The organism is Pseudomonas tensinigenes (genome assembly GCF_014268445.2).
In the GTDB taxonomy this organism is placed as follows: domain Bacteria; phylum Pseudomonadota; class Gammaproteobacteria; order Pseudomonadales; family Pseudomonadaceae; genus Aquipseudomonas; species Aquipseudomonas tensinigenes.
The window spans coordinates 5,950,013-5,975,442 of sequence record NZ_CP077089.1 but is presented as its reverse complement, the minus strand read 5'-3'; the positions used below and the strand labels follow the sequence as shown (position 1 = coordinate 5,975,442).

The window sequence follows — 25,430 nt, the reverse complement described above, 5'->3', positions numbered from 1 at the left end:
ATCCTCTGTGTGTATCGGGTGGTGATGAGTGTTGCTGTTGTGTGAGTGTGGCGCCAGTCCGGTCGTCCGTCTATTGGCGCACACGCAAACAGGCCCGGCCTCGTACTGACGAGGTCGGGCTTGTTATTGACGGTCTGGCGCGCGGCAAATTCAATCGCGCGCAGGATTTCTATCGCTGGATTATCAATCAGCGATCAAACGCATCCCACTCCGGGGCGAAATCCGGACTGACCTGACGTTCGCGCTTCGACAGCGCGGCGATCAGTGCGCGGTCTTCATCGTCGAGTTCGACCTGCAGAGATGCGAGGTTGGCCAGTTGATTGGCTCGGCTGCTGGCCTTGGGAATGGCCGCAACATTCGGCTGATCGAGCAACCATTTCAACGCTGCCTGGGTCGGCAACACACCGTGCTTGTTGGCGATCTGTTGAATCTGCGGGATGTCCGAGACCTTGTTGCGCGCCAGTGGGGTGTAGGCCGTCAGTGCCATGTCGTGTTGACGGGCGTAGTCGAGCAGGGCGTTCTGGCCGAGCAGGACGTGGTACTCGACCTGAATCGCTGACAGACCAATCCCATATTCCTCGATGACTTTGCGTAACAACGGTAGTGGAAAATTCGCCACGCCGATGTTTCGCGCCAGGCCCTGCTCCTTGAACGAGGCCAGCGTGGCGAGGGTGCTTGGGAAATCCCAGTCGGTGCTTGGCCAGTGGATCATGAACAGATCGACGTAGTCGCTGCGCAAAGCGGTAAGGCTGCGGTCCATGGAGTGGCGCATCGCATCGGCTTGCAGCTGATCCCACCAGACCTTGCTGGTGACGTGAATCTGCTCGCGCGGTGTCGGCGTATTCGCCAATGCTTGTCCGACCGCGTCTTCGTTGTTGTAGGCCGCTGCCGTGTCGATGTGTCGATAACCCAGTTCCAGCGCTTGCTCCACGGCGCGGGTGCATTCGTCGCCGAGCATTGGCCAGGTGCCGAGGCCCAGTTTCGGCATGTTCAAGCCTTGGGTATTAACGATGTGCTGCATGGTCGATCTCCTGTTCGAAAGCAGTCATGCCGGCAATGTGCCGGGCGGCGATGTAACCGAAAGTCAGGGCCGGGCCGAGGTTGATGCCGCCCGCCGGGTAGTGCCCACCCATGATGCTGGCCATGTCGCCCCCCGCTGCGTAGAGGCCGGCGATGGGCTGTTCGTGGGCATCCAGCACTTGCGCGCGTGGGGTGACCTTGAGGCCGGCAAACGTACCGAAGCAGCCCGGCTGGACTTTCACGGCGTAGAACGGGCCGGTGTCTATTGGGGCAACGCAGGGGTTGGGAAGGTTCGCCGGATCACCCTGTTTGCGGTTGTAGGGAGTTGAGCCGCGCCCGAACAATGGGTCTTCGCCACGTCGGGCATGGCGGTTGTAATCGTCGAGGGTCTGGCGCAAGGCGTTCGGGTCAATGCCGCAAGCAGTGGCTAATTCTTCAATGGTGTTGCCGGTTTTCAGATAGCCGCTGCGGATAAATTCTGACACGGGCAGCGGAAATGGCCGCGATATGCCCAATCCATAACGCCGTTGAAAAGCGTGGGTGCAGATCAGCCATGAGGCGACTTCTTCGCCTTCCGGTGCGGCGGCGACCATGGCACTGACGTAGTCGTAATAACCGTTGGCTTCGTTGACGAAGCGCTGGCCGTTGCGCAGCACACCGATGATTCCGGGTTTGCCGCGCTCGATGATGTGGGGGAAATGGCCAATGCTGCCGTCGGAATGTGGCACTTGCGACACCGGTGCCCATGCCACGGGCGAAGCCACATCGGCATTGACTCGTGCGCCGACGGTTTCGCCCAGGCGCAGGCCATCGCCGTTGACGGCCTGCGGTGGCAAAGCCCAATGCTCGTGACCGGTCGGCGTGCGCGGGAACAGGGCTTTGCGCCGTTCGATGTCATTGGCAAAGCCACCGGCGGCGAGCACCACGGCTTTGCGTGCGTGAATGCGGATTGGGCCTTTGTCTGTGTTGACCACAGCACCCGAGACGCGCGAGCCATCACGCAGCAGTTCCGTCACAGGCGCTGATTCCCAGAGCAGAACGCCAAGGTCTTCGGCGGACTTCGCCAGTCTTGCCACCAGCGCGACGCCGTTGACCAGTTGCATCGCCCGGCCATGCACGGCGAGGTCGAACAGGTGCCGAGTGAAACGTCGGGTTACGTGCCATGCCGCCTTGAACGAGCGCGTCAGATTGAGGAACGCCGACAGATCCGCCCCGGCCATGATTGGCATGCCCATGAAGGACGTTTCGCGCATGGTGGTACGAAGACGCTTGAGCAGGCGTCCGACTTTGCGTCCGTCATAGGGCGCAGCGATGACCGAACGTCCGCCATTGCCGGCCCCCGGCGTGTCGCCATGAATGTCGGCAATGGCATTGCCATCGGCAAATTGCAGCGCGGTGTGCTGCTCGAAAAACGCGACCATGCGCGGCCCCGCTTCAAGGAACGCGTCGATCATCGCCGAATCAAAATGCTCACCCAGTTCATGGCGCAAATAGGTGCGCGGTTGTTCGATGTCTTCGACGATCCCGGCTCGACGGGCCAGCGGATTGCACGGCACCCAAGCCCAACCACCGGACCATGCGGTGGCGCCACCGAACACCGGATCTTTCTCGACAACGATGACTTTCAAGCCATGCCACGCGGCAGTCACGGCGGCCGACAACCCGGCAGCGCCGGATCCGACGACCAATACGTCGCAGTCGATATCAGGGAGTTCGGCAGGCATCAAACAACACTCCAGCGATAAATTATTTTTGGAATTTGATTCCAGAAAATAACCAGTGCTGGAGCGGCTCGACAAGCGTTGATTCAACAAAGCGGGCGTTTATCGAACAACCAGTTCCAGATTTCGCTTTGCCGCTGATCTCTTCTAGAATCGGCAAAATTTCCTTTGGATGTTCCCATGGCTGGCAGTCAAATCGAACGGGTTTTCAGTGTGCTGGAAAGCCTCACCAGTGATCCGCGCGGGCTGCCGATGCAGACGTTGGCCGAGCAACTGGATATCCCCAAAAGCGCGACGCACCGCTTGCTCGCCGAGCTGATCCGCTTGGGCTACGTACGACAGAATGCGGAAACCTTGCGTTATCACTTGTCGACCAAACTGGTCGCGATGGGCTTTCAGTATTTGTCGAGCAGCGGTGCCGATATCGTCCAGCCGGTGCTTGATCGACTGGCGCAGGAAACCGGCGAACTGGTGCGTTTGGGCGTGATCGATGGCGAGCGCCAGACCTGGATCGCCAAGGCACAGGGCGCGCGCACTGGTCTGCGTTATGACCCGGACATGGGCCGTGATGCGCCGCTGTTCTACACCGCTTCCGGGCATGCGTGGCTGGCGTGCATGAGTGACGCCGAGGCGTTGTCACTGGTCGAGCGGCAGGCGGCGGAGGTGCCGGTGGGGATCGGGCCGAATGCGCCGCGCTCCAATATCGAGTTGCTGGAACGGCTGCGTCTGGCTCGTGAGCAGGGCTATGCCTGGGTCGAGGAGAGTTCGGCAGTCGGCACTTCGGCGATTGCGGCGGTGGTGAAGCATCCAACGGATGGGCGGGTGATCGGCGTGCTCAGTATCGCCGGGCCCAGTGCGCGAATGCCGGGGGCGCGCTTGCATGAGCTGGCGCCGCTGTTGCTGACCTTCACCGAAGAATTATCAGCAGCAAGCCTGGCCTCAGAACTGTTTATCTAATCCGAATTCACCTAGGTCCCCCTGTGGGAGCGAGCCTGCTCGCGAAAGCGGTGTGTCAGTCACTTTTTATTTCATTGACGTACCGCATTCGCGAGCAGGCTCGCTCCCACATTTGATTTTGGGTTGTTCAGGAAAGTTGTGCGGTGTTCGCACGGTTTTGCGGTTGATGGGTGTTTGATTCTGGAACTCGGTTCTAAATTGTTTGCGGAGTGTTATTCCGAGAACAATCACAAGAGGACCGCGCCTTGAATTCGCCCCTTCGAATCGCCTTGATCGGCGCCGGCAACATGGGCCAGCAACATTATCGGCATCTGCAAACCCTCAGCGAAGCGACGCTGTGCGCCGTGGCTGATCCCGGGCCGCAAGCAGTAGGGCTCGCGGCTGAATGGGGTGTAAGGCATTTCGTCGATCACCGTCAGATGCTGGAGCTTGTCCGGCCGGACGCGGTCATTGTCGCCAATCCGAATAATCAACACGTCAGCACCGCGCTCGATTGTCTGGCCGCGGGTGTGCCGGTGCTTTTGGAGAAGCCAGTCGGGGTGCATCTGGATGAAGTGCGCGAACTGGTGGCAGCGGTCAAACGCAGCGGCGTGCCGGTGCTGGTCGGCCATCATCGGCGTCACAATCCGCTGATCGTACGCGCCCATGAACTGGTGCAGAGCGGGGCGCTCGGGCGTCTGATCACGGTCACCGCGTTGTTCCAGTTGCGCAAACCTGACAGTTATTTCGAGATCCCGTGGCGCCGCGAACCGGGCGCCGGGATGTTGCTGACCAATCTGATTCACGACCTCGACCTGTTACGGCATCTGTGCGGTGAAGTGCGCTCGGTACAAGCCATCACCGACAATTCAGTGCGCGGTTTTGCCAACGAGGACAGCGCGGCGGTGTTGCTGCAATTCGAAGGTGGCACATTGGGCACATTGAACGGTTCCGACGCGGTCGCCGCGCCGTGGAGTTGGGAGCTGGATTCCGGCGAGAACCCGGTATATCCGCGCCAGGCCGATCAGCCGTGCTATCTGCTGGCGGGGACTGCTGGCGCCTTGAGCATCCCGCAGCTCAAGCGCTGGCATTACGCCGCCGATCAGGTCGACGCCGGTTGGCATAAACCCTTGTTGATGGTCGAAGAGTCCTACAGCGGTGACGACGCCTTATGCTTGCAGTTACAGCATTTCGTACGCGTGGCACGGCGTGAAGTCGAGCCGCTGGTGAGTGCGGCCGATGCCGCCCGCACCCTTGCGCTGGTCGAAGCGATCCGCGAGGCCGCCGCCACCGGTCGAGCCTGCACCCCTGCACTGATCGAGGCTTGAACATGAACGAACGAATCCTGTCCCTGGCCAGCCTCACCGTGCTGGAGTTGTCGCCACCGCAAATGGTCGAAGTGGCCGCACGCGCCGGTTACAGCCATGTCGGCCTGCGCCTGGAGCCAGCGACTCCTGAGGAATATCACTTCCCGTTGGTGGCCGATGCTGATTTGCGCCGTCAGACGTTGCAGCGCCTGCGCGATACCGGCATCCGTGTGCTCGACGTGGAAATCCTGCGTCTGAAGCCGCAAACCGTCGTCGCCGATTTCGAGAAACTTCTGACAGTGGGCGCGGCATTTGGCGCTACGGAATTACTCGTCGCCGGTAACGATCCTGACGAGCAACGACTCACCGACAACTTCGCGGCCCTTTGCGATCTGGCGGCGCATTATGGGTTGCATCCGCATCTGGAGTTCATGCCCTGGACCGATGCGCGCAACCTCGAACAAGCACTGCGAATTGTCGAGAACGCTGATCGGGAGAACGCTGCGGTGCTGGTTGATGCGTTCCACTTTGATCGTTCGGCGTCACGCCTGGAGGATCTGGCTGAAGTGCCGGCGTCGCGCCTGCGTTATGCGCAATTATGTGATGTCGCGGGGCCGAGGCCGTCAGACATGGCCGAGATCTTGCGTCAGGCGCGCAACGAGCGGCGGTTTCCCGGCGAGGGCGATTGCAATCTGCTCGGGTTGTTGAAAGCGCTGCCGACTAATATTCCACTGAGTCTGGAAATTCCCACGCTGAAACTGCTCGAGCAGGGCGTAAGCGGATTAGAGCGAGCGCAGATGGCGATCGACAGAACCCGGGAATTATTGGCGCGGCTTTAAGCGGTGCTGCGCACCTGTCGTGGGCAAGCCCGCTCCCACAGGGACCGAACTGGTCCAGTAGCGGCGCGACTTGCCTGCGAAGGTTTTTGATCTTTTTGGCAACACAAGGAAACCCAATGACCGTCAGCACCCCGCTCTCCGGTGTCAACCAACCCTTCAAAGGGATCTTGCTGATTGTCGTGGCAACCTTCCTGTTCTCCAGCCACGACGCGCTGTCGAAATACCTGTCCGGTTTCTATCCGATCGTGATGGTGGTGTGGGCGCGCTATCTGGTGCACACCCTGCTGATGGCGGGGATTTTTCTGCCGCAATCCGGGTTGCGCGTTTTGCGCACGAAGAAGCCGTTATGGCAGCTGACGCGGGCACTTTGTCTACTCGGTACCAGCCTGTTTTTCACCACGGCGCTGTTGTACATCCCATTGGCGGAAGCCACGGCGGTCAACTTTCTTGCGCCAGTGTTGGTGACCGCATTGTCGGTGCCGCTGCTCAAGGAACGAGTGACCCGAGGTCAGTGGATCGCGGTGATCTGCGGCTTTATCGGCGTGCTTATCATCGTCCATCCCGGCGGTGAGTTGTTCACACCGGCAGTGTTACTGCCATTCTGTTCGGCGCTGTTTTTCTGTTTCTATCAATTGCTGACCCGCAAGCTCGCCGAAGTCGATAGCCCGACCACCAGCAACTTTTTCGCCGGGTTGTGCAACACGCTGGTGATGAGTGCGCTGGTGCCGTTCTTCTGGCAGGTGCCGACGCTGACCCACGCCGGGCTGATGCTGGCGCTGGGCAGTTGCGGGATGACCGCGCATTTGTTTCTGACCCAGGCGTTCCGTCATGCCGCTCCGGCGCTGCTGGCGCCGTTCGGTTATTGCCAGATTGTGTTTGCCGGGTTGTTGGGCTGGCTGCTGTTCAATCACACGCCGAGTCTGCTGACGATCATTGGCATCGCGGTGATCTGTTGCAGCGGACTGGCGGCAGCGTGGCAACAAAGCCGCCGCTGAAGAAAATGATCTGCCCTTGTGGGAGCGAGCCTGCTCGCGAAGACGGTGAGTCAGTCAACATTGCTGTTGAATGAAAGTCCGCATTCGCGAGCAGGCTCGCTCCCACAGGGGATTAGTTGTTTTACTCGGTGATGGTCGGAATCTTGCGCGGTGCCATGAAGTACATCCACGTCAGCGCAAGGAAATACATCGCCGGGATCAGGGTGAACAACACGGTGTAGTTGTTGTTGGTCACGGTGAGGATATGGCCGACGATCTGGGTCATGAACATCCCGCCGATCGCTGCGCACATGCCACCGAAGCCAAACACCGTGCTCATCATGTGCTTGGGCGTGTAGTCCATCACCAGGCTCCAGATGTTCGCCGTCCAGGCCTGATGCGCGCCGATCGCCAGAGAAATCGCAGCCACCGCCACCCACAGATTGGCAGAGCCAGCCGCCATGACCACGCCGATGATGCAGCAGGCAAACAGGAACATCGACAGCAGGCGCGCCTTGATCGAGTTCATCCCGCGACCGATCAGGAACGAAGACAGAATGCCGCCCCCGACGCTACCGAAGTCGGCGGTGACGTAGATGATGATCAGCGGAATACCCATCTGGGTGACGTTGATGCCCAGGTTGTATTGCTGATTGAGGAACGGCGGCAGCCAGTACAGGTAGAACCAGAACACCGGCGCGGTCAGCGAGTAGGCGAGGGCGAAGGCCCAGGTACCGCGCATCCGCAGAATCTTCGAGAACGGTACGCGGGCCTGTTCCGGTTCGACTTCTTGCTGGATGTAGTCCAGTTCGGATTGTTTTACGCTCGGATGATCTTCCGGGTTGAAGTATTTCAAGCCCCAGAACAGCAACCAGATACCGCCCAGTGCCGCCATGCACAGGAACGCCGCTTGCCAGCCCCACACGTGGAGAACCAGTGGCAGCAGCATTGGTGTGAACATCGCACCGACGTTGGTGCCGGCGTTGAAGATGCCGGTGGCGACTGCACGTTCGCCGGCCGGGAACCACAGGCGCGTGGTTTTCACGCAGGCCGGGTAGTTCGCCGCTTCAGTCAGACCGAGAATAAATCGGCAGACCATAAAGCCAACGGCCGACGTCGCCAGACCGTGGGCGCCGGTGGCCAGGCTCCACAGCAGCACGGCGCAGAAGAACACGCGTTTGACGCCGACCCGGTCGATCAGGCGGCCCTGCAGGACGAAACCGATCGCGTAGCCGACCTGAAACCAGAAGTTGATGTTGGCGTAATCCATCGCCGTCCAGCTCATTTCCTTGGCGAGGATTGGCTGCATGACGCCGAGGGCGGCGCGGTCGATGTAGTTCAGGGTAGTGGCGAAAAACACCAGCGCCAGCATGCCCCAACGGGTCTTGCCGACAGCCATGGCGCCGCGGATCTTGTCGCCGATGCCACCCGTGGCAGTGCTCATGGCCGGAGCCATGCGGGAAGTCTGTGAAGGAATCATGTGTTCCACCCGTTTTTGGATTTGTTATTTGGTGTGCTTTTTACTTGCACGCTGCGACCGGCGGTTCAGATCCGGACTCAATGTGCAGTCGATGTTGGGCAGTGGACGAAAAATCGTCAATTCGCCAAACCGCCATTGTGTTCGATAATCGCACGCAAAACTAACCGGGTAGTACACTTTAAATTGCTGCGCGCGGGGATGCAGCCAATAATTTCCCTCACTATAAAAACCATCCTGTGTAGGCGCTGCCGCAGGCTGCGATCTTTTGATTTTGCTTTCCGCAATAAAGATCAAACGATTGCAGGCTTTCGCGGCTCCTACAGTAAAGATAAAGCGGCGCAGTCCGGGAGTTGAAACATGCAGCGTTCCATTGCCACCGTTTCCTTGAGCGGCACCCTGCCGGAAAAACTCGAAGCCATTGCCGCCGCCGGGTTCGACGGGGTGGAGATTTTCGAAAACGACCTCCTGTACTACGACGGCAGTCCACGGGAAATTAAACAGATGTGCGCCGACCTCGGTATCGCCATCACCCTGTTTCAGCCGTTCCGCGATTTCGAAGGCTGCCGCCGCGATCGCCTCGCGCGCAATCTCGAGCGGGCCGAGCGCAAGTTCGACCTGATGCAGGAACTGGGTACCGACTTGGTATTGGTCTGCAGTAACGCCTCGGCCGACAGCGTCGGCGATCAGCAAATTCTAGTCGATGATCTGCGCCTGTTGGCCGAGCACGCTGGCGCGCGCGGCTTGCGCATTGGTTACGAAGCGCTGGCCTGGGGCCGTCACGTCAACACTTATCAACAGGTCTGGGACATCGTGCGTCAGGCCGATCACCCGAGCCTCGGCGTATTGCTCGACAGTTTTCACACCTTGTCGTTGAAGGGCGATCCAAGCGCTATCGCCGACATTCCGGGCGAGAAGATCTTCTTCGTACAAATGGCTGATGCACCGATCCTGCAGATGGACGTTTTGGAGTGGAGCCGGCACTTCCGCTGTTTCCCGGGGCAGGGCGAATTCGATTTGCCGGGGTTCCTCGCGCCGATCATTCAAAGCGGTTACACCGGGCCGCTGTCGCTGGAAATCTTCAACGACGGCTTCCGCGCCGCACCGCCACGAGCCAATGCCGCCGACGGTTTGCGCTCGCTGCTGTATCTGGAAGAGAAGACCCGTCAGCGTCTTGAGCAGGAAACCAAACCTGTGGCCAACCGCGAAATTCTCTTCGAAACACCGAAGGCCAGCGAGTACAACGGCATAGAGTTTCTTGAGTTCGCCGTGGATGAAAGCCTCGGCGCCAAGCTGTCGAACTGGCTGGAGCGCCTCGGGTTCGTCAAGGCCGGGCAACATCGTTCCAAGAGCGTGAGTCTGCTACGTCAGGGCGACATCAATCTGATCCTCAACTCTGAACCCTATTCCTTCGCTCACAGCTTTTTCGAGGCTCACGGCCCGTCGCTGTGCGCCACCGCTGTGCGGGTCAAGGACAGTGCCAGTGCGTTAGCCCGCGCCGTCGCTTACAAAGGTCAGCCCTATCGCGGACTGGTCGGCCCCAATGAACTGGAGCTGGCGGCAGTGCGGGCCCCGGACGGTAGCCTGATCTATCTGGTCGATGAACAGGCTGATGTCTACGGCACCGATTTCAATCTGCTGGCAGATGCCCCGGCCCGTGGCGGTCTCAAGCGTATCGATCACATGGCCATGGCGCTGCCGGCCGACAGCCTCGACAGTTGGGTGCTGTTCTACAAGAGCCTGCTGGATTTCGAGGCGGACGATGAAGTGGTACTGCCCGATCCGTATGGGCTGGTGAAGAGCCGCGCATTGCGCAGTCGCGACAGTTCGATCCGCTTGCCGCTGAACATTTCCGAGAACCGCAACACCGCGATCTCCCACGCGTTGTCGAGTTACCGTGGCTCGGGTGTGCACCACATCGCCTTCGATTGTGACGACATCTTCGCCGAAGTCAGCCGCGCCAAAGAAGCCGGCGTGCCATTGCTGGATATCCCGCTGAACTATTACGACGACCTTGCTGCGCGCTTCGATTTCGACGACGAATTCCTCAGCGAACTGGCGTATTACAACGTCTTGTACGATCGTGATGCGCAGGGTGGCGAGCTGTTCCACGTCTACACCGAGCCGTTCGAAGGGCGTTTCTTCTTCGAGATCATCCAGCGCAAAAACGGCTATGCCGGTTACGGCGCAGCGAACGTCGCGGTGCGTCTGGCGGCCATGGCCAAATCACGCAGTGGTGCAGTGCGCCACGCGAAGTTGTAGGAAATTCGTAAACGCGGGATTAAACACGGGCCGCGCAGCTTCCTTCACTGTGCTGTGCGGCCCATAATCGCCGCCTGTGCAGTGATGGCCGTGAGCCCGCAATGACGATGAATACAGAACTTTCCGCAGCTTCTGAAGTTTCCGCTGTAGAGCCGCGCAAGAGTCGCAAGAACAACCCGGAAAAGACCCGCGAGAACATCCTGCAGGAGGCGATCGTCGAGTTCGTCCAGCAAGGCTTGTCCGGCGCTCGCGTCGACGCAATTGCCGAGCGTATCCACACCTCCAAACGCATGATCTATTACTACTTCGGCAGTAAGGAGCAGTTGTACGTCGAGGTGCTGGAGAAGCTTTACGGTGATATCCGCAGCACCGAAAACCGTTTGCACCTGGCCGAGCTGGCGCCGGTGGAAGCGATTCGCCGATTGGTCGAGTTCACCTTCGATCACCACGACCGCAACGTCGATTTCGTGCGCATCGTCAGCATTGAAAATATCCACAACGCTGAATACGTAAAGCGTTCCGATGCAATCAAGGCGATGAACAACACCATCCTCGATTCGCTCGGTGAGATTCTGCGTCGGGGTGCTGCTGAAGGTGTTTTCCGTGCGGGGCTGGACGCGCTGGATGTGCATTTGCTGATCAGTTCGTTCTGCTTCTATCGCGTATCGAACCGGCACACGTTTGGCGAGATTTTTCAGATCGATCTGCCGGATGAAAGCGTCAAACAACGTCATCGCGAGATGATTTGCGAGTCGGTGTTGCGCTACCTGCAGGCCTGACACCGTCCCTGTGGGAGCGAGCCTGCTCGCGAAAGCGGTGTGTCAGTCAGTAAATATGTTGACTGAAGGTACGCCTTCGCGAGCAGGCTCGCTCCCACAGGTTTTTAGCCATTCATGCTTTGAAAATGCGCGAGCATTCGCTGCGCATCTGGCACCACGCCGCTGAACAATTCAAACGCCTTCACCGCCTGAAACACCGCCATATTGCCGCCATCCAGCGTCCGGCAACCCAGAGCGCGAGCATTGCGCAGCAGCTCGGTTTCCAGCGGGAAATACACAATCTCCGCCACCCACAATTCCTTGCGCAGCAGTTCGACCGGCACCGGCATGCCCGGCAGTTTGGCCATGCCCATCGGCGTGGTATTGACCAAGCCGTCGGCCTGATTCAGCGTACTCGGCAGATCCCGACCGGCCGCCGCACGACCAACGCCAAAATGTTGATTGAGATTATTCGCCAGGCTCTCGGTGCGCTCACTGTCGACATCGAAAATAGTCAGTTGCTGTACGCCCTCGCTCAATAATGCGTGGGCCACTGCCGCACCGGCGCCACCGGCGCCCATCTGGACTACGCGCTCGCGGGCGGCGTCTTTCAGACCTCGACGAAAACCTTCGGCGAAACCGAGGCAGTCGGTGTTGTGACCGACACGTTTGCCGTCCTTCAGCACCACGGTATTCACCGCGCCGATGCCTTTGGCTTCCGGCGACAACTCATCAAGCAGCGGGATGATCGCCTGCTTGCACGGAAAGGTAATGTTCAGCCCGGTGTAATTCATCCGTTCGGCCGCCAGCAGCAGGTCGGGCAGGGCGGTGCTGTCCATTTTCAGCTGATCGAGATCGATCAATCGATAGAGGTAGCGCAGACCTTGGGCATCACCTTCGTGCTCATGCAGTGCCGGCGTGCGCGAAGCCTGAATGCCGGCGCCGATCAGCCCGGCGAGTATTACGTTAGAGCGAGACATGCGCGTTACCCCTTCAGCCGCTGGCTGAAATGTTCCAGCGCCAAGCGATAACCATGGCTGCCGAAACCGGCCATTACCGCTGTGGCAATCGCCGAGACGAACGAGTGATGACGAAACGGCTCGCGGGCGTGGACGTTGGACAGGTGCACTTCGATCACCGGCAACTCACTGGCAACCAGTGCATCGCGAATTGCTACCGAGGTATGCGTCCAAGCCGCCGGATTGATCACGATCCCGGCACAACGGCCACGGGCCGCGTGAATCCAGTCGAGCAGTTCGCCTTCGTGATTGGTCTGGCGAAACTCCACGGCCAGGCCGAATTCTTCCGCAGCGCGACCGCACAACGCCGAGATGTCCGCCAGGGTTTCGTGACCGTAAGTCGCCGGCTCGCGGGTGCCGAGCAGGTTCAGGTTCGGGCCGTTGAGCACCAGAACGATAGGGGGCATGAGGGGTAACTCCACTTATTGTTTTTGGCTTTGGCCGAGGATTTCAGCCTGTGGAGATAAAATGTACTAGATGGTTACCATGGTCAATTGATCAAAAATGGACGTGGCTTTTTATGTTCGGTGATCGCACAGATCAAAAGATCGTCCGAACGCGGCCCGAACGTTCGGCAGCTCCTACATAGGAATGCGTTTCCCTGTAGGAGCTGCCGAAGGCTGCGATCTTTTAGAGCACCCACAAAAAAGCCGTCAATCACGACGGCTTTTTCGTATCTGCTGTCCCGTAATCAACGCCGGGTCAACAACACACCCGATTCCATGTGATGCGTCCACGGGAACTGGTCAAACAACGCGCACTGGGTAATACGGTGCGTGTCGTGCAACTGGGCGATGTTCGCCGCCAGGGTTTCCGGGTTGCAGGAGATGTACAGGATGTTGTCGAAGCGCCGGGTCAGCTCGCAGGTGTCCGGGTCCATGCCGGCGCGCGGCGGGTCGACGAAGACGCTGCCGAACTCGTAGCTCTTCAGGTCGATGCCTTGCAGGCGACGGAACGGGCGCACTTCGTTGAGCGCTTCGGTCAGTTCTTCGGCGGACAAACGCACCAGAGTGACGTTATCCACAGCGTTCTCGCTGAGGTTGCTCAATGCGGCGTTGACCGAGGTCTTGCTGATTTCGGTGGCCAGGACTTTGCGCACGCGCGTGGCGAGCGGCAGGGTGAAGTTGCCGTTGCCGCAATACAGCTCCAGTAGATCGTCGCTGCGATCGCCCAGCGCCTCGTACGCCCAGTTGAGCATCTTCTGGTTCACCGTGCCGTTTGGCTGGGTGAACGCGCCTTCCGGCTGGCGATAGCTGAAAGTGCGACCGCCGACTTCGAGTTTCTCGACCACGTAATCGAGGCCAAGCACTTCGCGTTTACCTTTCGAGCGACCGATGATGCTGACGCCGAGATCCGCAGAAAGCTTGGTTGCTGCCGCGTGCCAGTGTTCGTCCAGCGGGCGGTGATAGCACAGGGTGATCATTGCATCGCCGGCCAGCGTGGTCAGGAATTCCACCTGAAACAGCTTGTGGCTCAGTGCCGAACTGGCCTGCCACGCCGCCTTCAACTGCGGCATCAACTGATTGATGCGCAGGCTGGCAATCGGGAATTCTTCGATGAGGATCGGCGTGCGTTTGTCGTCCTGGGAGAACATCGCGTAATGCCGCTCGCCGCCTTCGCGCCACAGGCGGAATTCGGCGCGCAGACGGAAGTTCTGCAGCGGCGAGTCGAACACGGTCGGCTCGGGGGCATCGAACGGCGCCAGCAGATCACGCAAGCGCGTGACCTTGGCTTCTAGTTGCTCGGCGTAGGCCTGGGAATCGAAAGTCATGCGTTGAACCAACCCAACTTGATCACGAACAGAATCGACAGAATCACCAGCGCCGGGTTCAGCTCACGGGCGCGGCCCGACAGCAGCTTGATCACGGTCCAGGAGATGAAACCGAACGCGATGCCATTGGCAATCGAGTAAGTGAACGGCATGGCCAGCGCGGTCACGACAACTGGCGCGGCGACGGTGATGTCGTCCCAGTCTATTTCCGCCAGACCGGAAGTCATCAACACGGCGACGAACAGCAGTGCCGGCGCGGTGGCGAAAGCCGGAACGCTGGCCGCCAGTGGCGAGAAGAACAGCGCCAGCAGGAACAGAATCGCCACAACGATGGCCGTCAGACCGGTACGCCCGCCAGCACTGACGCCGGCAGCCGATTCGATGTAACTGGTGGTGGTCGAAGTGCCCAGCAACGAACCGGCCATGGCCGCGGTGCTGTCGGCGATCAGCGCACGGCCCATTTTCGGCATGTGGCCGTCCTTGCCCATCAGGCCGGCGCGCTTGGCGACGCCGATCAGGGTGCCGGAGTTGTCGAACAGGTCGACGAACAGGAACGCGAAGATCACGCTGACCAGACCGATGTCCAGTGCGCCTTTGATGTCCAGTTGCAGGAAGGTCGGGGCCAGCGAAGGTGGCATCGAGGTCACGCCGTTGAACGGGGTGAAGCCCATGGCGATGGACACGATAGTCACGGCCAGAATGCCGATCAGCACGGCGCCACGCACTTTCAGCGCTTCGAGGGCGACGATCAGGGCGAAACCGAGGGTGGCGAGAATCGGTGCCGGTTGTTTCAGGTCACCTAGGCCGACCATGGTCGCCGGATTGCTGACGACGATGCCGGCGTTGTGCAGGGCGATCAGCGCGAGGAACAGGCCGATACCGGCGGCAATCGCCGAGCGCAGCGGCAGCGGGATACTGTTGATGATCCATTCACGAATACGGAAGATCGACAGCAGGAAGAACAGCACGGCAGAAATGAACACCGCACCCAGCGCCACTTGCCAGGTGTGGCCCATGTGCAGAACCACGGTGTAGGTGAAGAAGGCGTTCAGACCCATGCCCGGTGCGAGGGCGATCGGGTAGTTGGCGATCAGGCCCATCACCGTCGAGCCGATGGCGGCTGCCAGACAGGTGGCGACGAACACCGCGCCCTTGTCCATGCCGGTCTCGCCGAGAATGCTCGGGTTGACGAACAGAATGTAGGCCATGGCCAGGAACGTCGTGATGCCCGCAAGAATCTCGGTGCGCACGTTGGTGTTGTGTGCCTTGAGTTGAAACAGCCTTTCCAGCATGTCTGCTCCCCGTGGCGCGCGTGGCGCCGTGAATGTATCGACCTCAACAGCAAAGCACAGACCGTCGCAAGCGCCTGAAAAATTGTGGTGGGCCGGAAAAAGCCGCGCATCATACCAGCAGCGTGAGGAATATGGCGGTTGTTGGTGTCGATCGTCGGCGAAGTTTTGCCTTGAAGCCAACTGCGCCATACTGCGCGCTGATTTTTTCGGGGCGGGAAGCGCATGAGCAAGTGCTGGATGAAGGTTTTGGGTTTGATTGCCGTACTGATGGCCGGGATGTCGACAGCCTGGGCAGCGTCGGCGCCACCGTTGACGCAAGTGAAAGTCATCAAGGTGCAATCGCCGGCCTGCGGTCTTGAAGACATCGCCGATGGCCAGACGCAGACCCAGTGCAATCACAGCGGACCGAACATCAAGGTCTACGTGCTCGAAGTCGGCTACGGCAAGAGCCAGCCTCAGGTCGCACTGGACGGTTTTGAAGTGAACGGCACACGTGCCCCGGTGTGTGCCTTTGATAACGGCAACCTGACCGAATGCACTCCCGGCAACAAAACCGTCGGTTCTCTTTATACCTTCGATCTGGCGGGCAAGCAGGAAGGCACCTTCACCTTCAGCAACACCTCGATCAACGCGCCACGCAACACGATGTCGACCCAGCTTTACATCAAGTAACGGCTGTTGCAGCGCGATCCGGGTGAAGCTGACTACGCTTCAAGTATCACCCAGCGGATAACGCCCATGACCTTTAGAGCCCTGATTACCCTCGCCGAGGGCATTGATGATCTGCAAAGCGTGACCCTGATCGATGTGCTGCGCCGCGCCGGTATCGAAGTGGTGGCGGCCAGTATTGAAGGCCGACGCATGCTCACCTGCGCGCGTGGCACGCGCCTGACTGCCGACGGCATGCTGGTCGATGTGCTGGCGCAAACCTTTGACCTGATCGTCCTGCCCGGCGGCGCTGTCGGCGCACAGCACCTGGCGGCGCATCAACCGCTGCAACAACTGCTCAAGGATCAGGCCAGCGCCGGACGCCTGTTTGCCGCCATCGCCGAATCCCCGGCCGTCGCCCTGCAAAGCTTCGGCGTGCTGCGTCAACGACGCATGACCTGTTTGCCCAGCGCCAGTCATCAACTCTCGGGCTGTACGTTTGTTGATCAACTGGTGGTGGTCGACGGCAACTGCGTCACCGCACAAGGCTCAAGCGCCGCGCTGGAGTTTGCCTTGACGCTGGTCGAGCAACTCGGCGGCAAGGCCTTGCGGGGGAAAGTGGCGGGGGAGTTGTAGTGGCTGGAGGTGTCAGGCGTGGACAGCGATCAGTTCGATAACCGGTTGTTCCCGATGCTCCGCTTGCCACAGATCGTAGTCGGTTTGTACGCCTAGCCACACACGCGCCTTGCCAATGCCGGCACGCTCAAGACGCACAGCCAGATCCGGACTGATTGGCGCATGTCCGTGTAATACACGGGAAAGATGTGGGCGCGCGAAGCCCAAGTGTCGGGCCAATTCGGTCACGGTGATGCCAAGCTCGGGCAAAACATCCATCAGCAGTGTTTCACCGGGGTGTGGCGGGTTGTGCATGGGCATGAATCTGCCTCTTGGTAGTCCAGATAGTCGACCAGTTCGATATCCGAACCGACAAAACGAAAGATCACTCGCCAGTTGCCTGAAACGCTCAGCGACCAGTACTCCGTCAGTTCACCTTTCAATCGATGCAGGCGCCAACCCGGAAGGTCCAGATCTGCGGGAATCGTAGCGCGATCCATGAACTGCAGCATGCGCGACAGCCGTTTTGCGTGGTCGGCACGAATCCCGCGAGTCGAACCTGTTTCATAGAAGCCTCGAAGGCCTTTGTGCTGAAAGGATTTGATCATGGGCTCGAGTGTAAGGCGATACATTACACTCGGTGCGGTAACTATGTACCGCACCTTTTCAGTTATTTTGTGTTTTGGAGGTTGTCAGACCTTCACCTCTTCCACCGGCACATGCATCCGGTCCCGGTTCGCCAGCGTCGGGAACAACTTGATCCACGTCCCGGTCACCACCAGCGTGCCGATCCCGCCCATCACCACCGCCGGAACCGTGCCGAACCAGTGGGCGGTGACGCCGGATTCGAATTCGCCTAACTGGTTTGAAGCACCGATAAACAACCCGTTCACCGCGCTGACCCGGCCGCGCATTTCGTCCGGGGTTTCCAGCTGCACGAAAGACGCACGGATGACCATGCTGATCATGTCCGCCGCGCCGAGCACCACCAGCACCGCCAGGGAGAACCAGAACGAGGTCGACAGGCCGAAGGCAATGGTCGCGACGCCAAACACCCCGACCGCGGTGAACATCACCCGGCCGACATTGCGCTCCACGGCAAACCGCGCGAGGAACAGCGACATGCCCAGTGCGCCGACTGCCGGCGCCGAACGCAGCAGGCCGAGGCCCCACGGCCCGGTCAGCAGAATGTCTTTGGCAAATACCGGCAGCAGCGCCGTGGCGCCGCCGAGCAACACCGCAAACAGATCCAGCGAAATCGCTCCGAGAATGTCCGGGCGGCTGCGAATGAAACGAATCCCCGCCAGCAATGAGTCCAGCGTGGCTTTGCCTTTGTTCAACGGCGTTTGCCGCGCGGGCAGGTTGAGCATCAGCGTGCAGGCAATGACGTAGAGCAGCACCGTCGGGCCATAGACCCAGACGCTGCCGAATGCATAGAGCAAACCACCCAGCGCTGGTGCAACGATGGTCGCCGACTGCTGCGCCGATTGGGCCGCTGCCACTGCCCGAGGGAATAGCGCGCTGGGCACAATGCTCGGCAGCAGAGCCTGAGTGGTCGGCATCTCGAACGAGCGCGCCGCGCCGAGCAGGAAGGCGAGGATGAAGATCATCTCGCGGGTCACGTGATCGGTGGCGCTGCCGATGGCCAATGCCAGCGCGATCAATGCCTGTAGCGACTGACAGATTGCGGCGACTTTGCGTCGGTCATAGCGGTCGGCGACATGCCCGGTGTGCAGCATGAACAGCACGCGCGGCGCGAATTCGACCAGCCCGACCAAGCCCAGATCGAGGACGTTGCCGGTCAGTTGGTAGAGGTTCCAGCCGATTGCCACGGTGAGCATCTGAAATCCGCTGGCGGTAAAGATCCGCGCGAACCAGAAAGCGAGAAACGGGCGGTGATGACGTAACAGCAGGGGCTCTTGGCTGGGCATCTGAAGGCAGGTCTGGCTCGAGGGGAATCGCGAGGTTATCACCAGTCTGTAACAGGAAGTTGCTATGACAAAAAATTTAGTTAGCCAGACATCGATTTCCGCAAGCTTGCCGCAGGAAATGTCTGGCAGAGCATCGCGGCTGCAATGAGGCAACTTGTCACGCGGCAAACGACCACGCAGTTCATCGGCAAAAATGGGACTACTCTTTCAACGTTGCTTGATCCAGATCAAGACCCAAAAGGAATTGATCCGGTGGCCAGTTGGCCAGACTCCCTGCGTTGCGATGGTTGTTTAAAAAGAACGAATCAGAATTCGCCGCACTCCATATCCGTGGGGGCAGTGGGTGCAGGCCTCCGGGTCCGCAGCCGGTATTACCTGACAGAGGAAGCCATATGTTCGGTTTAGAGGCACTAGATCTCGCCCGAATTCAGTTCGCGTTCACCATCTCGTTCCACATCCTGTTCCCGGCCATCACCATTGGCCTGGCGAGTTACCTCGCGGTACTCGAAGGCCTGTGGCTGAAAACCCGTAACGACACCTACCGTGACCTCTACCATTTCTGGTCGAAGATCTTCGCCGTCAACTTCGGTATGGGCGTGGTCTCGGGGTTGGTCATGGCCTACCAGTTCGGCACCAACTGGAGCCGCTTCTCGGACTTCGCCGGTGCCGTCACCGGGCCGTTGCTGACCTATGAAGTGCTCACGGCATTCTTCCTCGAGGCCGGTTTCCTTGGGGTGATGCTGTTTGGCTGGAACAAGGTCGGGCGCGGGCTGCACTTCTTTTCCACGGTCATGGTGGCAATCGGCACGCTGATTTCGACCTTCTGGATTCTCGCCTCCAACAGCTGGATGCAGACCCCGCAGGGCTTCGAAATCGTTAACGGCCAGGTCATTCCCACCGACTGGCTGGCAATCATCTTCAACCCTTCGTTTCCCTATCGCCTGATGCACATGGCGACCGCTGCGTTCGTTGCCACAGCTTTCTTCGTCGGCTCCTCGGCGGCCTGGCACCTGCTGCGCGGCAAGGACAATCCGGCAATCCGCACCATGCTGTCGATGGCAATGTGGATGGCGCTGATTGTCGCGCCGATCCAAGCGGTCATCGGCGACTTCCATGGTCTGAATACGCTCAAGCACCAACCGGCAAAAATCGCCGCGATCGAAGGTCACTGGGAAAACCACGGTGACGAAGCGACGCCGCTGATCCTGTTCGGCTGGCCGGACATGAAAGAAGAGAAAACCAAGTTCGCCGTGGAGATCCCTTACCTCGGCAGCCTGATCCTGACCCACTCGCTGGACAAACAGGTGCCGGCGCTCAAGGAATTCCCGCCGGAAGACCGGCCGAATTCGACCATCGTATTCTGGTCGTTCCGGATCATGGTCGGCCTCGGTTTCCTGATGATCTTCACCGGTCTGTGGAGCCTGTGGCTGCGCAAACGCGACACGCTCTACACCTCGCGCCCGTTCCTGTATCTGGCATTGTGGATGGGGCCTTCCGGCCTGATTGCGATTCTTGCGGGCTGGTTCACAACGGAAATCGGTCGTCAGCCGTGGGTGGTCTACGGGCTGATGCGCACGGCGGATGCGTCTTCAAACCACAGCTTCATGCAGATGAGCATCACCCTGATCATGTTTGTGGTGGTGTACTTCGCCCTGTTCGGTGCAGGTCTCGGTTACATGATGCGTCTGGTGCGCAAAGGGCCGAAGATCAGCGAAGGCACGGAAACGCCGGACGGTGGTCCAGGCAAGAAACGCACACCGGCCCGTCCGTTGTCCGCTGCCGACGACTCGGCCGATGCCGATCACGGCGACGACGACATTCGTGTGACCAAGGAGATTTGACTCATGGGTATTGATCTTCCGCTGATCTGGGCCGTGATCATCATCTTCGGCATCATGATGTACGTGGTCATGGACGGCTTCGATCTGGGCATCGGGATTCTCTTCCCGTTCATCCCCGGTAAAGTCGACCGTGACGTGATGATGAACACCGTCGCCCCGGTCTGGGACGGCAACGAAACCTGGCTGGTGCTGGGCGGTGCGGCGTTGTTCGGCGCATTCCCGCTGGCTTATTCGGTGGTGTTGTCAGCGTTGTACTTGCCGCTGATCTTCATGCTCATCGGTTTGATCTTCCGCGGCGTGGCGTTCGAGTTCCGCTTCAAGGCCAAGGACGACAAGCGCCATTTGTGGGACAAGGCGTTTATCGGTGGCTCGGTGGCGGCGACGTTCTTTCAGGGCGTGGCGCTGGGTGCGTTCATCGATGGCTTGCCGGTGGTCAATCGGCAGTTCGCTGGCGGTTCACTGGACTGGCTGACGCCGTTCACAATGTTCTGCGGCGCTGCGCTGGTGGTGGCCTATGCCTTGCTCGGCTGCACCTGGCTGATCATGAAAACCGAAGGCAAACTCCAGGAACAGATGCATGACCTGGCACGGCCATTGGCTTTCGTACTGCTGGCCGTGATCGGTATTGTCAGTATCTGGACACCGCTGGCTCATCCGGATATTGCCACCCGCTGGTTCAGCATGCCGAACCTGTTCTGGTTCATGCCGGTACCGATTCTGGTGCTGGTGACGATGTACGGTCTGATCCGCGCCGTGGCGCGCAACGCCAACTACATGCCGTTCCTGCTGACGCTGGTGCTGATCTTCCTCGGGTACAGCGGTCTGGGCATCAGCCTGTGGCCGAACATCGTGCCGCCGTCGATTTCGATCTGGGACGCCGCCGCACCGCCGCAAAGTCAGGGTTTCATGCTGGTGGGCACGCTGTTCATCATTCCGTTCATCCTGGGTTACACCTTCTGGAGCTACTACGTGTTCCGCGGCAAGGTCACCCATGAAGACGGTTATCACTAAGCAAAACCCAGTGGGAGCGAGCCTGCTCGCGATGGCGTCGGCAGCGGCGCCATCAATCTAGAAGAGGTTTACAGAAATGACCGGCAAACATTCCCTGCACGACATTGAACAAGCCGAAAAAAAACCGCTGTGGCAGCGGCTCGGCTGGTTGGCCTTGATCTGGGCCGGCAGCGTCGGCGTGTTGTTCATCGCCGCCAGCCTGATGCGCATGTTCATGAATGCCGCAGGCCTGACCACGCACTGAATCATCCCCGTCCCGGCGCCTTCGGGTACGGCTTTGCAACCCTCCTCACGGAGGGTTTTTTTTGTCTGAAGGTTACTTGCGGGCTTTGAGGATCACGAATTTCGGCGTGGCGGCCACTTGCTCGACGCCGCGGAACAGCCGCGCCAGTTTGCTGTGGTAACCCAGATGACGGTTGCCGACGATGTACAGCGCGCCACCCACCACCAGCGCTTCGCGCGCCTGCTGGAACATGCGCCAGGCCAGGAAGTCGCCAACCACCTGCTGCTGATGGAACGGCGGATTGCACAGCACCACGTCCAGCGATTGTGGTTCCTGGCCGGCCAGACCGTCGCCGGCACGCACGATCACCTCGCGATCGCCCAGCGCTGCGCGCCAGTTCTCGGCAGCCGATTGCACGGCCATGAACGATTCGTCGACCAGCGTGTACTGCGCATCAGGGTTTTGCAGAGCGCTGGCGATCGCCAGCACGCCATTGCCACAGCCCAGATCGGCGACTCGGGCACTGCCCAGGTTTTTCGGCAGATGCGGGAGGAAGGCGCGTGTGCCGATGTCCAGGCCTTCGCGGCAGAACACGTTGGCGTGGTTAAGCAATTCGATCGACGGCTGGTCGAGGCGATACCGCGAAGGGTAGGGCGAGACAGCCGGAGCTTTTGCTTCAGGTGTGGCGATCAACAGCCGAGCCTTTTTTACCGCCAAAGAGGCTTGTACCGGACCGATGTAGCGTTCAAGCAGATCACCGGCAGCGCGTGGCAGGTGTTTGACCATGGCCGCTGCGATCACTTCGGCGCCGGGCGCGAGCTGCCCTTGCAAGCGGATCAGTTGTTCTTCCAGCAGCGCGAGGGTTTTCGGTACACGGATCAGTACCCGGTCGAACGGCCCGACCAGTGGCTCGCTGGCGGGGATCCCGCGAATGGCGTCGAATGCCTGGCCATTGCGCAGCAGGTTTTTCTCCAGCCCCTGAAACCCCAGAAACGAGTCGCCGCTGCTGCTGACCTTGACCTTGCCGAGCAGGCTCGCCGCCAGCGCACCGAAACTGTCGTTGAGCACCAATACCCGCGTGTCGGCTGTCGGCTGCTGCGCTGCCAGATGGTTGAGCAGGTATTCATCGGCGGCATCGAACGCTTGCAACGGCTCGTACTGCTGTTCGGGCTGGCGGATCAGGTCGAGTTGGGCGAAGGGTGTATCGAGCAAAGGCATGGGGCGGGGACTCAGGGTAATCGAGGGGTGTCCCGCAGCCAGCGGGAGCTTGCGGCGGAACCCGACCGAGTGCACTGCAACGCGAGGAAGACTGCGCCATCACTCAGGAAGGGCGTAAATGTTACGTTTTTTTCGTCGGGAATACCCGCAAGTTTTAATCCTTTACAAGGCCTCGCATCTAGATGATGCCAGCTCTGGCTGCCGCAATGACGGCAGAAATCTTGTTGCAGACGTTGAGCTTCTCGATCACGTTTTGTACGTGGTAGTTCACGGTGCGTTCGCTCAGGCTAAGAATCTTCGAGATTTCGTAGGCGGTCTTGCCCCCGGCGGATAACTGCAGAATCTCCAGCTCTCGGGAGGAGAGATGCGGCTGTCGGGTCTTGGCTGCCATGGGGAGCGTGCGGGCGAATAATTCGCTCAAATGACTGGCCGCATAAAAGATGTAGCCGAAATGCTCATACAACTCGAGTGGGCTGATCGGGCAATGCTTGCGCGCCAGGCTGAGAATGCTGCAAAAGCCGCTTGCTTCATGATGGAAAGATTGTGACCAGCCATGTTGCAGACCTTGTTCTTGCAAGCCCTGCCAAAGTCGCGGAGCGTTGGAAAACAGCGCTTCATTCCAGATCACCGGCATCATTGAGTGATTGCAGTGTGCTATTACCGGGTCAACTTCAGAGTAGTGCAATTGCTCATATTGTTCATTCCATTGGGTGGGATAGTTATTGATTTGCAGGGCATTGGTCTTTGTGACTTGCTGCGGTGAAGTGACTGATATTGCGAAGAAATTAAATCCCAGGTTTTCGGCAAATCTCAGCAGTATCGGGTAGGTAGTATCAATACCTTTGGCGAAAGTCAGTTGTTTTAACTGTGACTCCTTCCACGTTTCCATTAAAAGTGCTCCGTGCAATGTCTGGGGTGCTTGTTGGATCCAACGGGATTAGCACGCAAACGAGTGTAGGACGTTTCCTACTTTGCGTTTTGATTTTTTTGCTCTTAAAGGGAGGGGCAACTGCATAACGTGTTCTTAAGTACGTGGCGTTATATGTGACTTGTCATCTTTGACAGTTTTATTGGCAAGTGACGTTTGACAAGACTTGTACAATTCTTGAAAGGTAGTTGAATGCGCGCAATATCATTACGAATCAGTGGTGTTTAAGAGCGCGGCTTTGCGCGAAACTGGTGGCAATCGTTGAATGGAGTGCCCCATGACAGCCAGCGTAGAGAATTTCACCCGCCAGACCTTGCTTGACGTGAAACCCTTGACGCCCAGCCTGTTCACCTTGCGAACCACCCGTGACCCGGGATTTCGTTTTCGGGCCGGTCAGTTCGCCCGCCTCGGTGTGGTCAAGGCTGATGGCAGTACAGTTTGGCGTGCCTATTCCATGGTGTCCTCACCGTTCGATGAGCACCTGGAGTTCTTTTCCATTGTGGTGCCCGGTGGCGAATTCACCAGTGAACTGAGTCGACTTGAAGTCGGAGATACGCTGCTGGTGGATCGGCAGGCGTTTGGCTATCTGACCCTGGATCGTTTCGTCGATGGCCGGGATTTGTGGCTGTTGTCCACCGGTACGGGAGTGGCCCCGTTCCTGTCGATTCTGCAGGACTTTGAAGTCTGGGAAAGATTCGCACGGATCATTCTGGTGTATAGCGTCCGGGAGGCGCGCGAACTGGCGTACCAGTCATTGATTGCGGGTCTGGCACAGCGCGATTATCTGGCGGAGCACATCCACAAACTGCAATTCATCCCGACCGTCACGCGAGAGTCACATCCTGGCGCGCTGGCTGGGCGGATTACCACGCTGATCGAAAACGGCGAGCTTGAGCGCGCCGCAGGCGTGGAGCTTTCGGCCGAACACTCCCGAGTCATGCTGTGTGGCAATCCACAGATGATTGACGACACTCGCGCCTTGCTGAAAAAACGGCACATGAGCCTCAGCCTGACCCGTCGACCTGGCCAGGTGGCGGTGGAAAACTACTGGTAAACAAACGGCGCCTCGCAGGCGCCGTTGTGTTTTGTGCCGAAGGTTCAGGGCTGTGTATTTTGTGCCTTGAGCAAATCGCGGATCTCGCCCAGCAATTCCTCTTCCTTGGTCGGAACCGGTGGCAGGCTAGGGGCCACGGCTTCTTCGCGTTTCAGACGGTTGATGGCTTTGACACCCATGAAAATGGCGAAGGCAACGATGATGAAGTCGAGCACAGTCTGCAGGAACTTGCCGTAAGCCAATACCACCGCCGGGCTGTCTCCCACTGCGGCCTTTAGCGTAATGGCCAGGTCACTGAAGTCCACCCCGCCGATCAGCAGGCCGATTGGCGGCATGATCACGTCGCCGACAAACGATGAAACGATCTTGCCGAAGGCGGCACCGATGATGATACCGACGGCCATGTCGACCACATTGCCTTTGACCGCGAAGGCCTTGAACTCACTTATCACGCCCATAGGTTATTTCCTTGTTACAGATGAGTTTGGTGTACGCAGTGTAAATCAGCAAAACGCGTCCTGCGCGAAACACCTTCTTACAATGCCCGTTTTTATCGACACATTAATCGACGATTAGTTTGCAAAG

The 25,430-nt window shown here is 59.2% G+C and carries 25 protein-coding genes; 12 read left to right on the top strand and 13 right to left on the bottom strand.

Going from position 1 to position 25,430, the window contains the following annotated elements; all coding sequences use genetic code 11:
- Positions 1 to 187: 187 nt before the first annotated feature.
- Positions 188 to 1,021, bottom strand: coding sequence for an aldo/keto reductase (locus HU718_RS26515; RefSeq protein ID WP_186614053.1), 834 nt, complete (start codon positions 1,019 to 1,021; stop codon positions 188 to 190).
- Positions 1,005 to 2,744 carry an FAD-dependent oxidoreductase gene (locus HU718_RS26510; protein WP_186614051.1) on the bottom strand — a complete coding sequence of 580 codons (1,740 nt, stop codon included), beginning with the start codon at positions 2,742 to 2,744 and terminating at the stop codon, positions 1,005 to 1,007. The genes HU718_RS26515 and HU718_RS26510 overlap by 17 nt, the downstream gene beginning before the upstream one ends.
- A 177-nt stretch (positions 2,745 to 2,921) precedes the next feature.
- Between HU718_RS26510 and HU718_RS26505 the strand changes: the two genes are divergently transcribed.
- The 4 genes from HU718_RS26505 (at position 2,922) to HU718_RS26490 (ending at position 6,818) form a co-directional block, all read left to right on the top strand.
- Positions 2,922 to 3,698 (top strand): IclR family transcriptional regulator, encoded by a 777-nt coding sequence (locus tag HU718_RS26505; RefSeq protein WP_150706857.1) that lies wholly within the window; start codon positions 2,922 to 2,924, stop codon positions 3,696 to 3,698.
- Positions 3,699 to 3,943: 245 nt separating this feature from the next.
- Positions 3,944 to 5,005 carry a Gfo/Idh/MocA family protein gene (locus HU718_RS26500; RefSeq protein ID WP_186614049.1) on the top strand — a complete coding sequence of 354 codons (1,062 nt, stop codon included), beginning with the start codon at positions 3,944 to 3,946 and terminating at the stop codon, positions 5,003 to 5,005.
- A 2-nt stretch (positions 5,006 to 5,007) separates the two neighbouring features.
- The gene (locus HU718_RS26495; RefSeq protein WP_186614047.1) at positions 5,008 to 5,823 is read left to right on the top strand and encodes a sugar phosphate isomerase/epimerase family protein; all 816 of its coding nucleotides are present in this window, start codon (positions 5,008 to 5,010) and stop codon (positions 5,821 to 5,823) included.
- A 116-nt stretch (positions 5,824 to 5,939) separates the two neighbouring features.
- A complete protein-coding gene (locus HU718_RS26490; RefSeq protein ID WP_007909717.1) occupies positions 5,940 to 6,818 on the top strand; it encodes a DMT family transporter in 879 nt (292 codons plus the stop codon).
- Positions 6,819 to 6,939: 121 nt separating this feature from the next.
- On the opposite strand, the gene HU718_RS26485 is transcribed toward HU718_RS26490, so the two are convergent.
- Positions 6,940 to 8,277 (bottom strand): MFS transporter, encoded by a 1,338-nt coding sequence (locus tag HU718_RS26485; protein WP_186614045.1) that lies wholly within the window; start codon positions 8,275 to 8,277, stop codon positions 6,940 to 6,942.
- Positions 8,278 to 8,634: 357 nt separating this feature from the next.
- Between HU718_RS26485 and quiC the strand changes: the two genes are divergently transcribed.
- Both quiC and HU718_RS26475 read left to right on the top strand, forming a co-directional pair.
- Entirely contained in the window at positions 8,635 to 10,536 is a 1,902-nt protein-coding gene (gene quiC, locus HU718_RS26480; protein WP_186614043.1) for a 3-dehydroshikimate dehydratase QuiC, read from the top strand.
- A 101-nt stretch (positions 10,537 to 10,637) separates the two neighbouring features.
- A complete protein-coding gene (locus HU718_RS26475) occupies positions 10,638 to 11,315 on the top strand; it encodes a TetR/AcrR family transcriptional regulator (RefSeq protein WP_150706861.1) in 678 nt (225 codons plus the stop codon).
- Positions 11,316 to 11,419: 104 nt separating this feature from the next.
- On the opposite strand, the gene HU718_RS26470 is transcribed toward HU718_RS26475, so the two are convergent.
- The 4 genes from HU718_RS26470 to HU718_RS26455 all read right to left on the bottom strand — a co-directional run bounded on the left by HU718_RS26470 (position 11,420) and on the right by HU718_RS26455 (position 15,376).
- Positions 11,420 to 12,274 (bottom strand): shikimate dehydrogenase, encoded by an 855-nt coding sequence (locus HU718_RS26470; RefSeq protein ID WP_150706862.1) that lies wholly within the window; start codon positions 12,272 to 12,274, stop codon positions 11,420 to 11,422.
- A gap of 5 nt (positions 12,275 to 12,279) precedes the next feature.
- The gene (aroQ, locus tag HU718_RS26465; protein WP_008084592.1) at positions 12,280 to 12,720 is read right to left on the bottom strand and encodes a type II 3-dehydroquinate dehydratase; all 441 of its coding nucleotides are present in this window, start codon (positions 12,718 to 12,720) and stop codon (positions 12,280 to 12,282) included.
- Between the two features lie 284 nt (positions 12,721 to 13,004).
- Positions 13,005 to 14,084 (bottom strand): tRNA (uridine(54)-C5)-methyltransferase TrmA, encoded by a 1,080-nt coding sequence (trmA, locus tag HU718_RS26460; protein WP_186614041.1) that lies wholly within the window; start codon positions 14,082 to 14,084, stop codon positions 13,005 to 13,007.
- Positions 14,081 to 15,376, bottom strand: coding sequence for an NCS2 family permease (locus HU718_RS26455; RefSeq protein ID WP_102899937.1), 1,296 nt, complete (start codon positions 15,374 to 15,376; stop codon positions 14,081 to 14,083). The genes trmA and HU718_RS26455 overlap by 4 nt, the downstream gene beginning before the upstream one ends.
- A 222-nt stretch (positions 15,377 to 15,598) precedes the next feature.
- Between HU718_RS26455 and HU718_RS26450 the strand changes: the two genes are divergently transcribed.
- Both HU718_RS26450 and HU718_RS26445 read left to right on the top strand, forming a co-directional pair.
- Positions 15,599 to 16,048, top strand: coding sequence for a DUF4879 domain-containing protein (locus tag HU718_RS26450; RefSeq protein WP_141126442.1), 450 nt, complete (start codon positions 15,599 to 15,601; stop codon positions 16,046 to 16,048).
- 66 nt (positions 16,049 to 16,114) lie between these two features.
- On the top strand, positions 16,115 to 16,660 hold the full coding sequence (locus HU718_RS26445) for a DJ-1 family glyoxalase III (RefSeq protein WP_186614039.1): 546 nt from the start codon (positions 16,115 to 16,117) through the stop codon (positions 16,658 to 16,660).
- A 12-nt stretch (positions 16,661 to 16,672) separates the two neighbouring features.
- Here HU718_RS26445 and HU718_RS26440 read toward each other — a convergent pair whose 3' ends face one another.
- The 3 genes from HU718_RS26440 to HU718_RS26430 form a co-directional block, all read right to left on the bottom strand.
- Complete coding sequence (locus HU718_RS26440) at positions 16,673 to 16,960, bottom strand: HigA family addiction module antitoxin (protein ID WP_102899939.1); 288 nt, start codon at positions 16,958 to 16,960, stop codon at positions 16,673 to 16,675.
- A complete protein-coding gene (locus tag HU718_RS26435) occupies positions 16,918 to 17,247 on the bottom strand; it encodes a type II toxin-antitoxin system RelE/ParE family toxin (protein WP_186614037.1) in 330 nt (109 codons plus the stop codon). Before HU718_RS26435 ends, HU718_RS26440 begins: the two co-directional genes overlap by 43 nt.
- Before the next feature lie 84 nt (positions 17,248 to 17,331).
- Entirely contained in the window at positions 17,332 to 18,570 is a 1,239-nt protein-coding gene (locus tag HU718_RS26430; protein WP_007909739.1) for an MFS transporter, read from the bottom strand.
- Positions 18,571 to 18,962: 392 nt separating this feature from the next.
- Between HU718_RS26430 and HU718_RS26425 the strand changes: the two genes are divergently transcribed.
- The 3 genes from HU718_RS26425 (at position 18,963) to HU718_RS26415 (ending at position 21,666) form a co-directional block, all read left to right on the top strand.
- Entirely contained in the window at positions 18,963 to 20,411 is a 1,449-nt protein-coding gene (locus tag HU718_RS26425) for a cytochrome ubiquinol oxidase subunit I (protein ID WP_102899941.1), read from the top strand.
- Between the two features lie 3 nt (positions 20,412 to 20,414).
- The gene (gene cydB / locus HU718_RS26420) at positions 20,415 to 21,422 is read left to right on the top strand and encodes a cytochrome d ubiquinol oxidase subunit II (RefSeq protein WP_007909749.1); all 1,008 of its coding nucleotides are present in this window, start codon (positions 20,415 to 20,417) and stop codon (positions 21,420 to 21,422) included.
- Positions 21,423 to 21,498: 76 nt separating this feature from the next.
- Positions 21,499 to 21,666 carry a DUF2474 domain-containing protein gene (locus tag HU718_RS26415; RefSeq protein WP_186614035.1) on the top strand — a complete coding sequence of 56 codons (168 nt, stop codon included), beginning with the start codon at positions 21,499 to 21,501 and terminating at the stop codon, positions 21,664 to 21,666.
- Positions 21,667 to 21,738: 72 nt separating this feature from the next.
- On the opposite strand, the gene HU718_RS26410 is transcribed toward HU718_RS26415, so the two are convergent.
- The gene (locus HU718_RS26410) at positions 21,739 to 22,863 is read right to left on the bottom strand and encodes a methyltransferase (protein ID WP_186614033.1); all 1,125 of its coding nucleotides are present in this window, start codon (positions 22,861 to 22,863) and stop codon (positions 21,739 to 21,741) included.
- A 178-nt stretch (positions 22,864 to 23,041) separates the two neighbouring features.
- The gene (locus HU718_RS26405) at positions 23,042 to 23,752 is read right to left on the bottom strand and encodes an autoinducer binding domain-containing protein (protein ID WP_186614031.1); all 711 of its coding nucleotides are present in this window, start codon (positions 23,750 to 23,752) and stop codon (positions 23,042 to 23,044) included.
- A 316-nt stretch (positions 23,753 to 24,068) separates the two neighbouring features.
- Here HU718_RS26405 and HU718_RS26400 point away from each other — a divergent pair, with 316 nt between their 5' ends.
- Positions 24,069 to 24,845, top strand: a complete 777-nt coding sequence (locus HU718_RS26400) for a ferredoxin--NADP reductase (protein WP_102899943.1) — start codon at positions 24,069 to 24,071, stop codon at positions 24,843 to 24,845.
- A gap of 44 nt (positions 24,846 to 24,889) precedes the next feature.
- Here the strand turns inward: HU718_RS26400 and mscL are convergent, their stop codons facing one another.
- Positions 24,890 to 25,303: a large-conductance mechanosensitive channel protein MscL gene (mscL, locus tag HU718_RS26395; RefSeq protein ID WP_102899944.1), complete on the bottom strand. Its 414-nt coding sequence runs from the start codon at positions 25,301 to 25,303 to the stop codon at positions 24,890 to 24,892.
- Positions 25,304 to 25,430 lie beyond the last annotated feature (127 nt).

What these genes read in the sequence shown, in the direction of transcription:
- quiC (WP_186614043.1), top strand. Translation starts at nt 8,635, where the DNA reads ATGCAGCGTTCCATTGCCACCGTTTCCTTGAGCGGCACCCTGCCGGAA.
- HU718_RS26445 (WP_186614039.1), top strand. Translation starts at nt 16,115, where the DNA reads ATGACCTTTAGAGCCCTGATTACCCTCGCCGAGGGCATTGATGATCTG.
- HU718_RS26485 (WP_186614045.1), bottom strand. Translation starts at nt 8,277, where the DNA reads ATGATTCCTTCACAGACTTCCCGCATGGCTCCGGCCATGAGCACTGCC.
- HU718_RS26405 (WP_186614031.1), bottom strand. Translation starts at nt 23,752, where the DNA reads ATGGAAACGTGGAAGGAGTCACAGTTAAAACAACTGACTTTCGCCAAA.
- HU718_RS26410 (WP_186614033.1), bottom strand. Translation starts at nt 22,863, where the DNA reads ATGCCTTTGCTCGATACACCCTTCGCCCAACTCGACCTGATCCGCCAG.
- mscL (WP_102899944.1), bottom strand. Translation starts at nt 25,303, where the DNA reads ATGGGCGTGATAAGTGAGTTCAAGGCCTTCGCGGTCAAAGGCAATGTG.
- HU718_RS26400 (WP_102899943.1), top strand. Translation starts at nt 24,069, where the DNA reads ATGACAGCCAGCGTAGAGAATTTCACCCGCCAGACCTTGCTTGACGTG.
- aroQ (WP_008084592.1), bottom strand. Translation starts at nt 12,720, where the DNA reads ATGCCCCCTATCGTTCTGGTGCTCAACGGCCCGAACCTGAACCTGCTC.
- HU718_RS26415 (WP_186614035.1), top strand. Translation starts at nt 21,499, where the DNA reads ATGACCGGCAAACATTCCCTGCACGACATTGAACAAGCCGAAAAAAAA.
- HU718_RS26440 (WP_102899939.1), bottom strand. Translation starts at nt 16,960, where the DNA reads ATGCCCATGCACAACCCGCCACACCCCGGTGAAACACTGCTGATGGAT.
- HU718_RS26515 (WP_186614053.1), bottom strand. Translation starts at nt 1,021, where the DNA reads ATGCAGCACATCGTTAATACCCAAGGCTTGAACATGCCGAAACTGGGC.
- HU718_RS26430 (WP_007909739.1), bottom strand. Translation starts at nt 18,570, where the DNA reads ATGCCCAGCCAAGAGCCCCTGCTGTTACGTCATCACCGCCCGTTTCTC.
- HU718_RS26475 (WP_150706861.1), top strand. Translation starts at nt 10,638, where the DNA reads ATGACGATGAATACAGAACTTTCCGCAGCTTCTGAAGTTTCCGCTGTA.
- HU718_RS26495 (WP_186614047.1), top strand. Translation starts at nt 5,008, where the DNA reads ATGAACGAACGAATCCTGTCCCTGGCCAGCCTCACCGTGCTGGAGTTG.
- HU718_RS26505 (WP_150706857.1), top strand. Translation starts at nt 2,922, where the DNA reads ATGGCTGGCAGTCAAATCGAACGGGTTTTCAGTGTGCTGGAAAGCCTC.
- HU718_RS26490 (WP_007909717.1), top strand. Translation starts at nt 5,940, where the DNA reads ATGACCGTCAGCACCCCGCTCTCCGGTGTCAACCAACCCTTCAAAGGG.
- HU718_RS26510 (WP_186614051.1), bottom strand. Translation starts at nt 2,744, where the DNA reads ATGCCTGCCGAACTCCCTGATATCGACTGCGACGTATTGGTCGTCGGA.
- trmA (WP_186614041.1), bottom strand. Translation starts at nt 14,084, where the DNA reads ATGACTTTCGATTCCCAGGCCTACGCCGAGCAACTAGAAGCCAAGGTC.
- HU718_RS26425 (WP_102899941.1), top strand. Translation starts at nt 18,963, where the DNA reads ATGTTCGGTTTAGAGGCACTAGATCTCGCCCGAATTCAGTTCGCGTTC.
- HU718_RS26450 (WP_141126442.1), top strand. Translation starts at nt 15,599, where the DNA reads ATGAGCAAGTGCTGGATGAAGGTTTTGGGTTTGATTGCCGTACTGATG.
- cydB (WP_007909749.1), top strand. Translation starts at nt 20,415, where the DNA reads ATGGGTATTGATCTTCCGCTGATCTGGGCCGTGATCATCATCTTCGGC.
- HU718_RS26455 (WP_102899937.1), bottom strand. Translation starts at nt 15,376, where the DNA reads ATGCTGGAAAGGCTGTTTCAACTCAAGGCACACAACACCAACGTGCGC.
- HU718_RS26435 (WP_186614037.1), bottom strand. Translation starts at nt 17,247, where the DNA reads ATGATCAAATCCTTTCAGCACAAAGGCCTTCGAGGCTTCTATGAAACA.
- HU718_RS26470 (WP_150706862.1), bottom strand. Translation starts at nt 12,274, where the DNA reads ATGTCTCGCTCTAACGTAATACTCGCCGGGCTGATCGGCGCCGGCATT.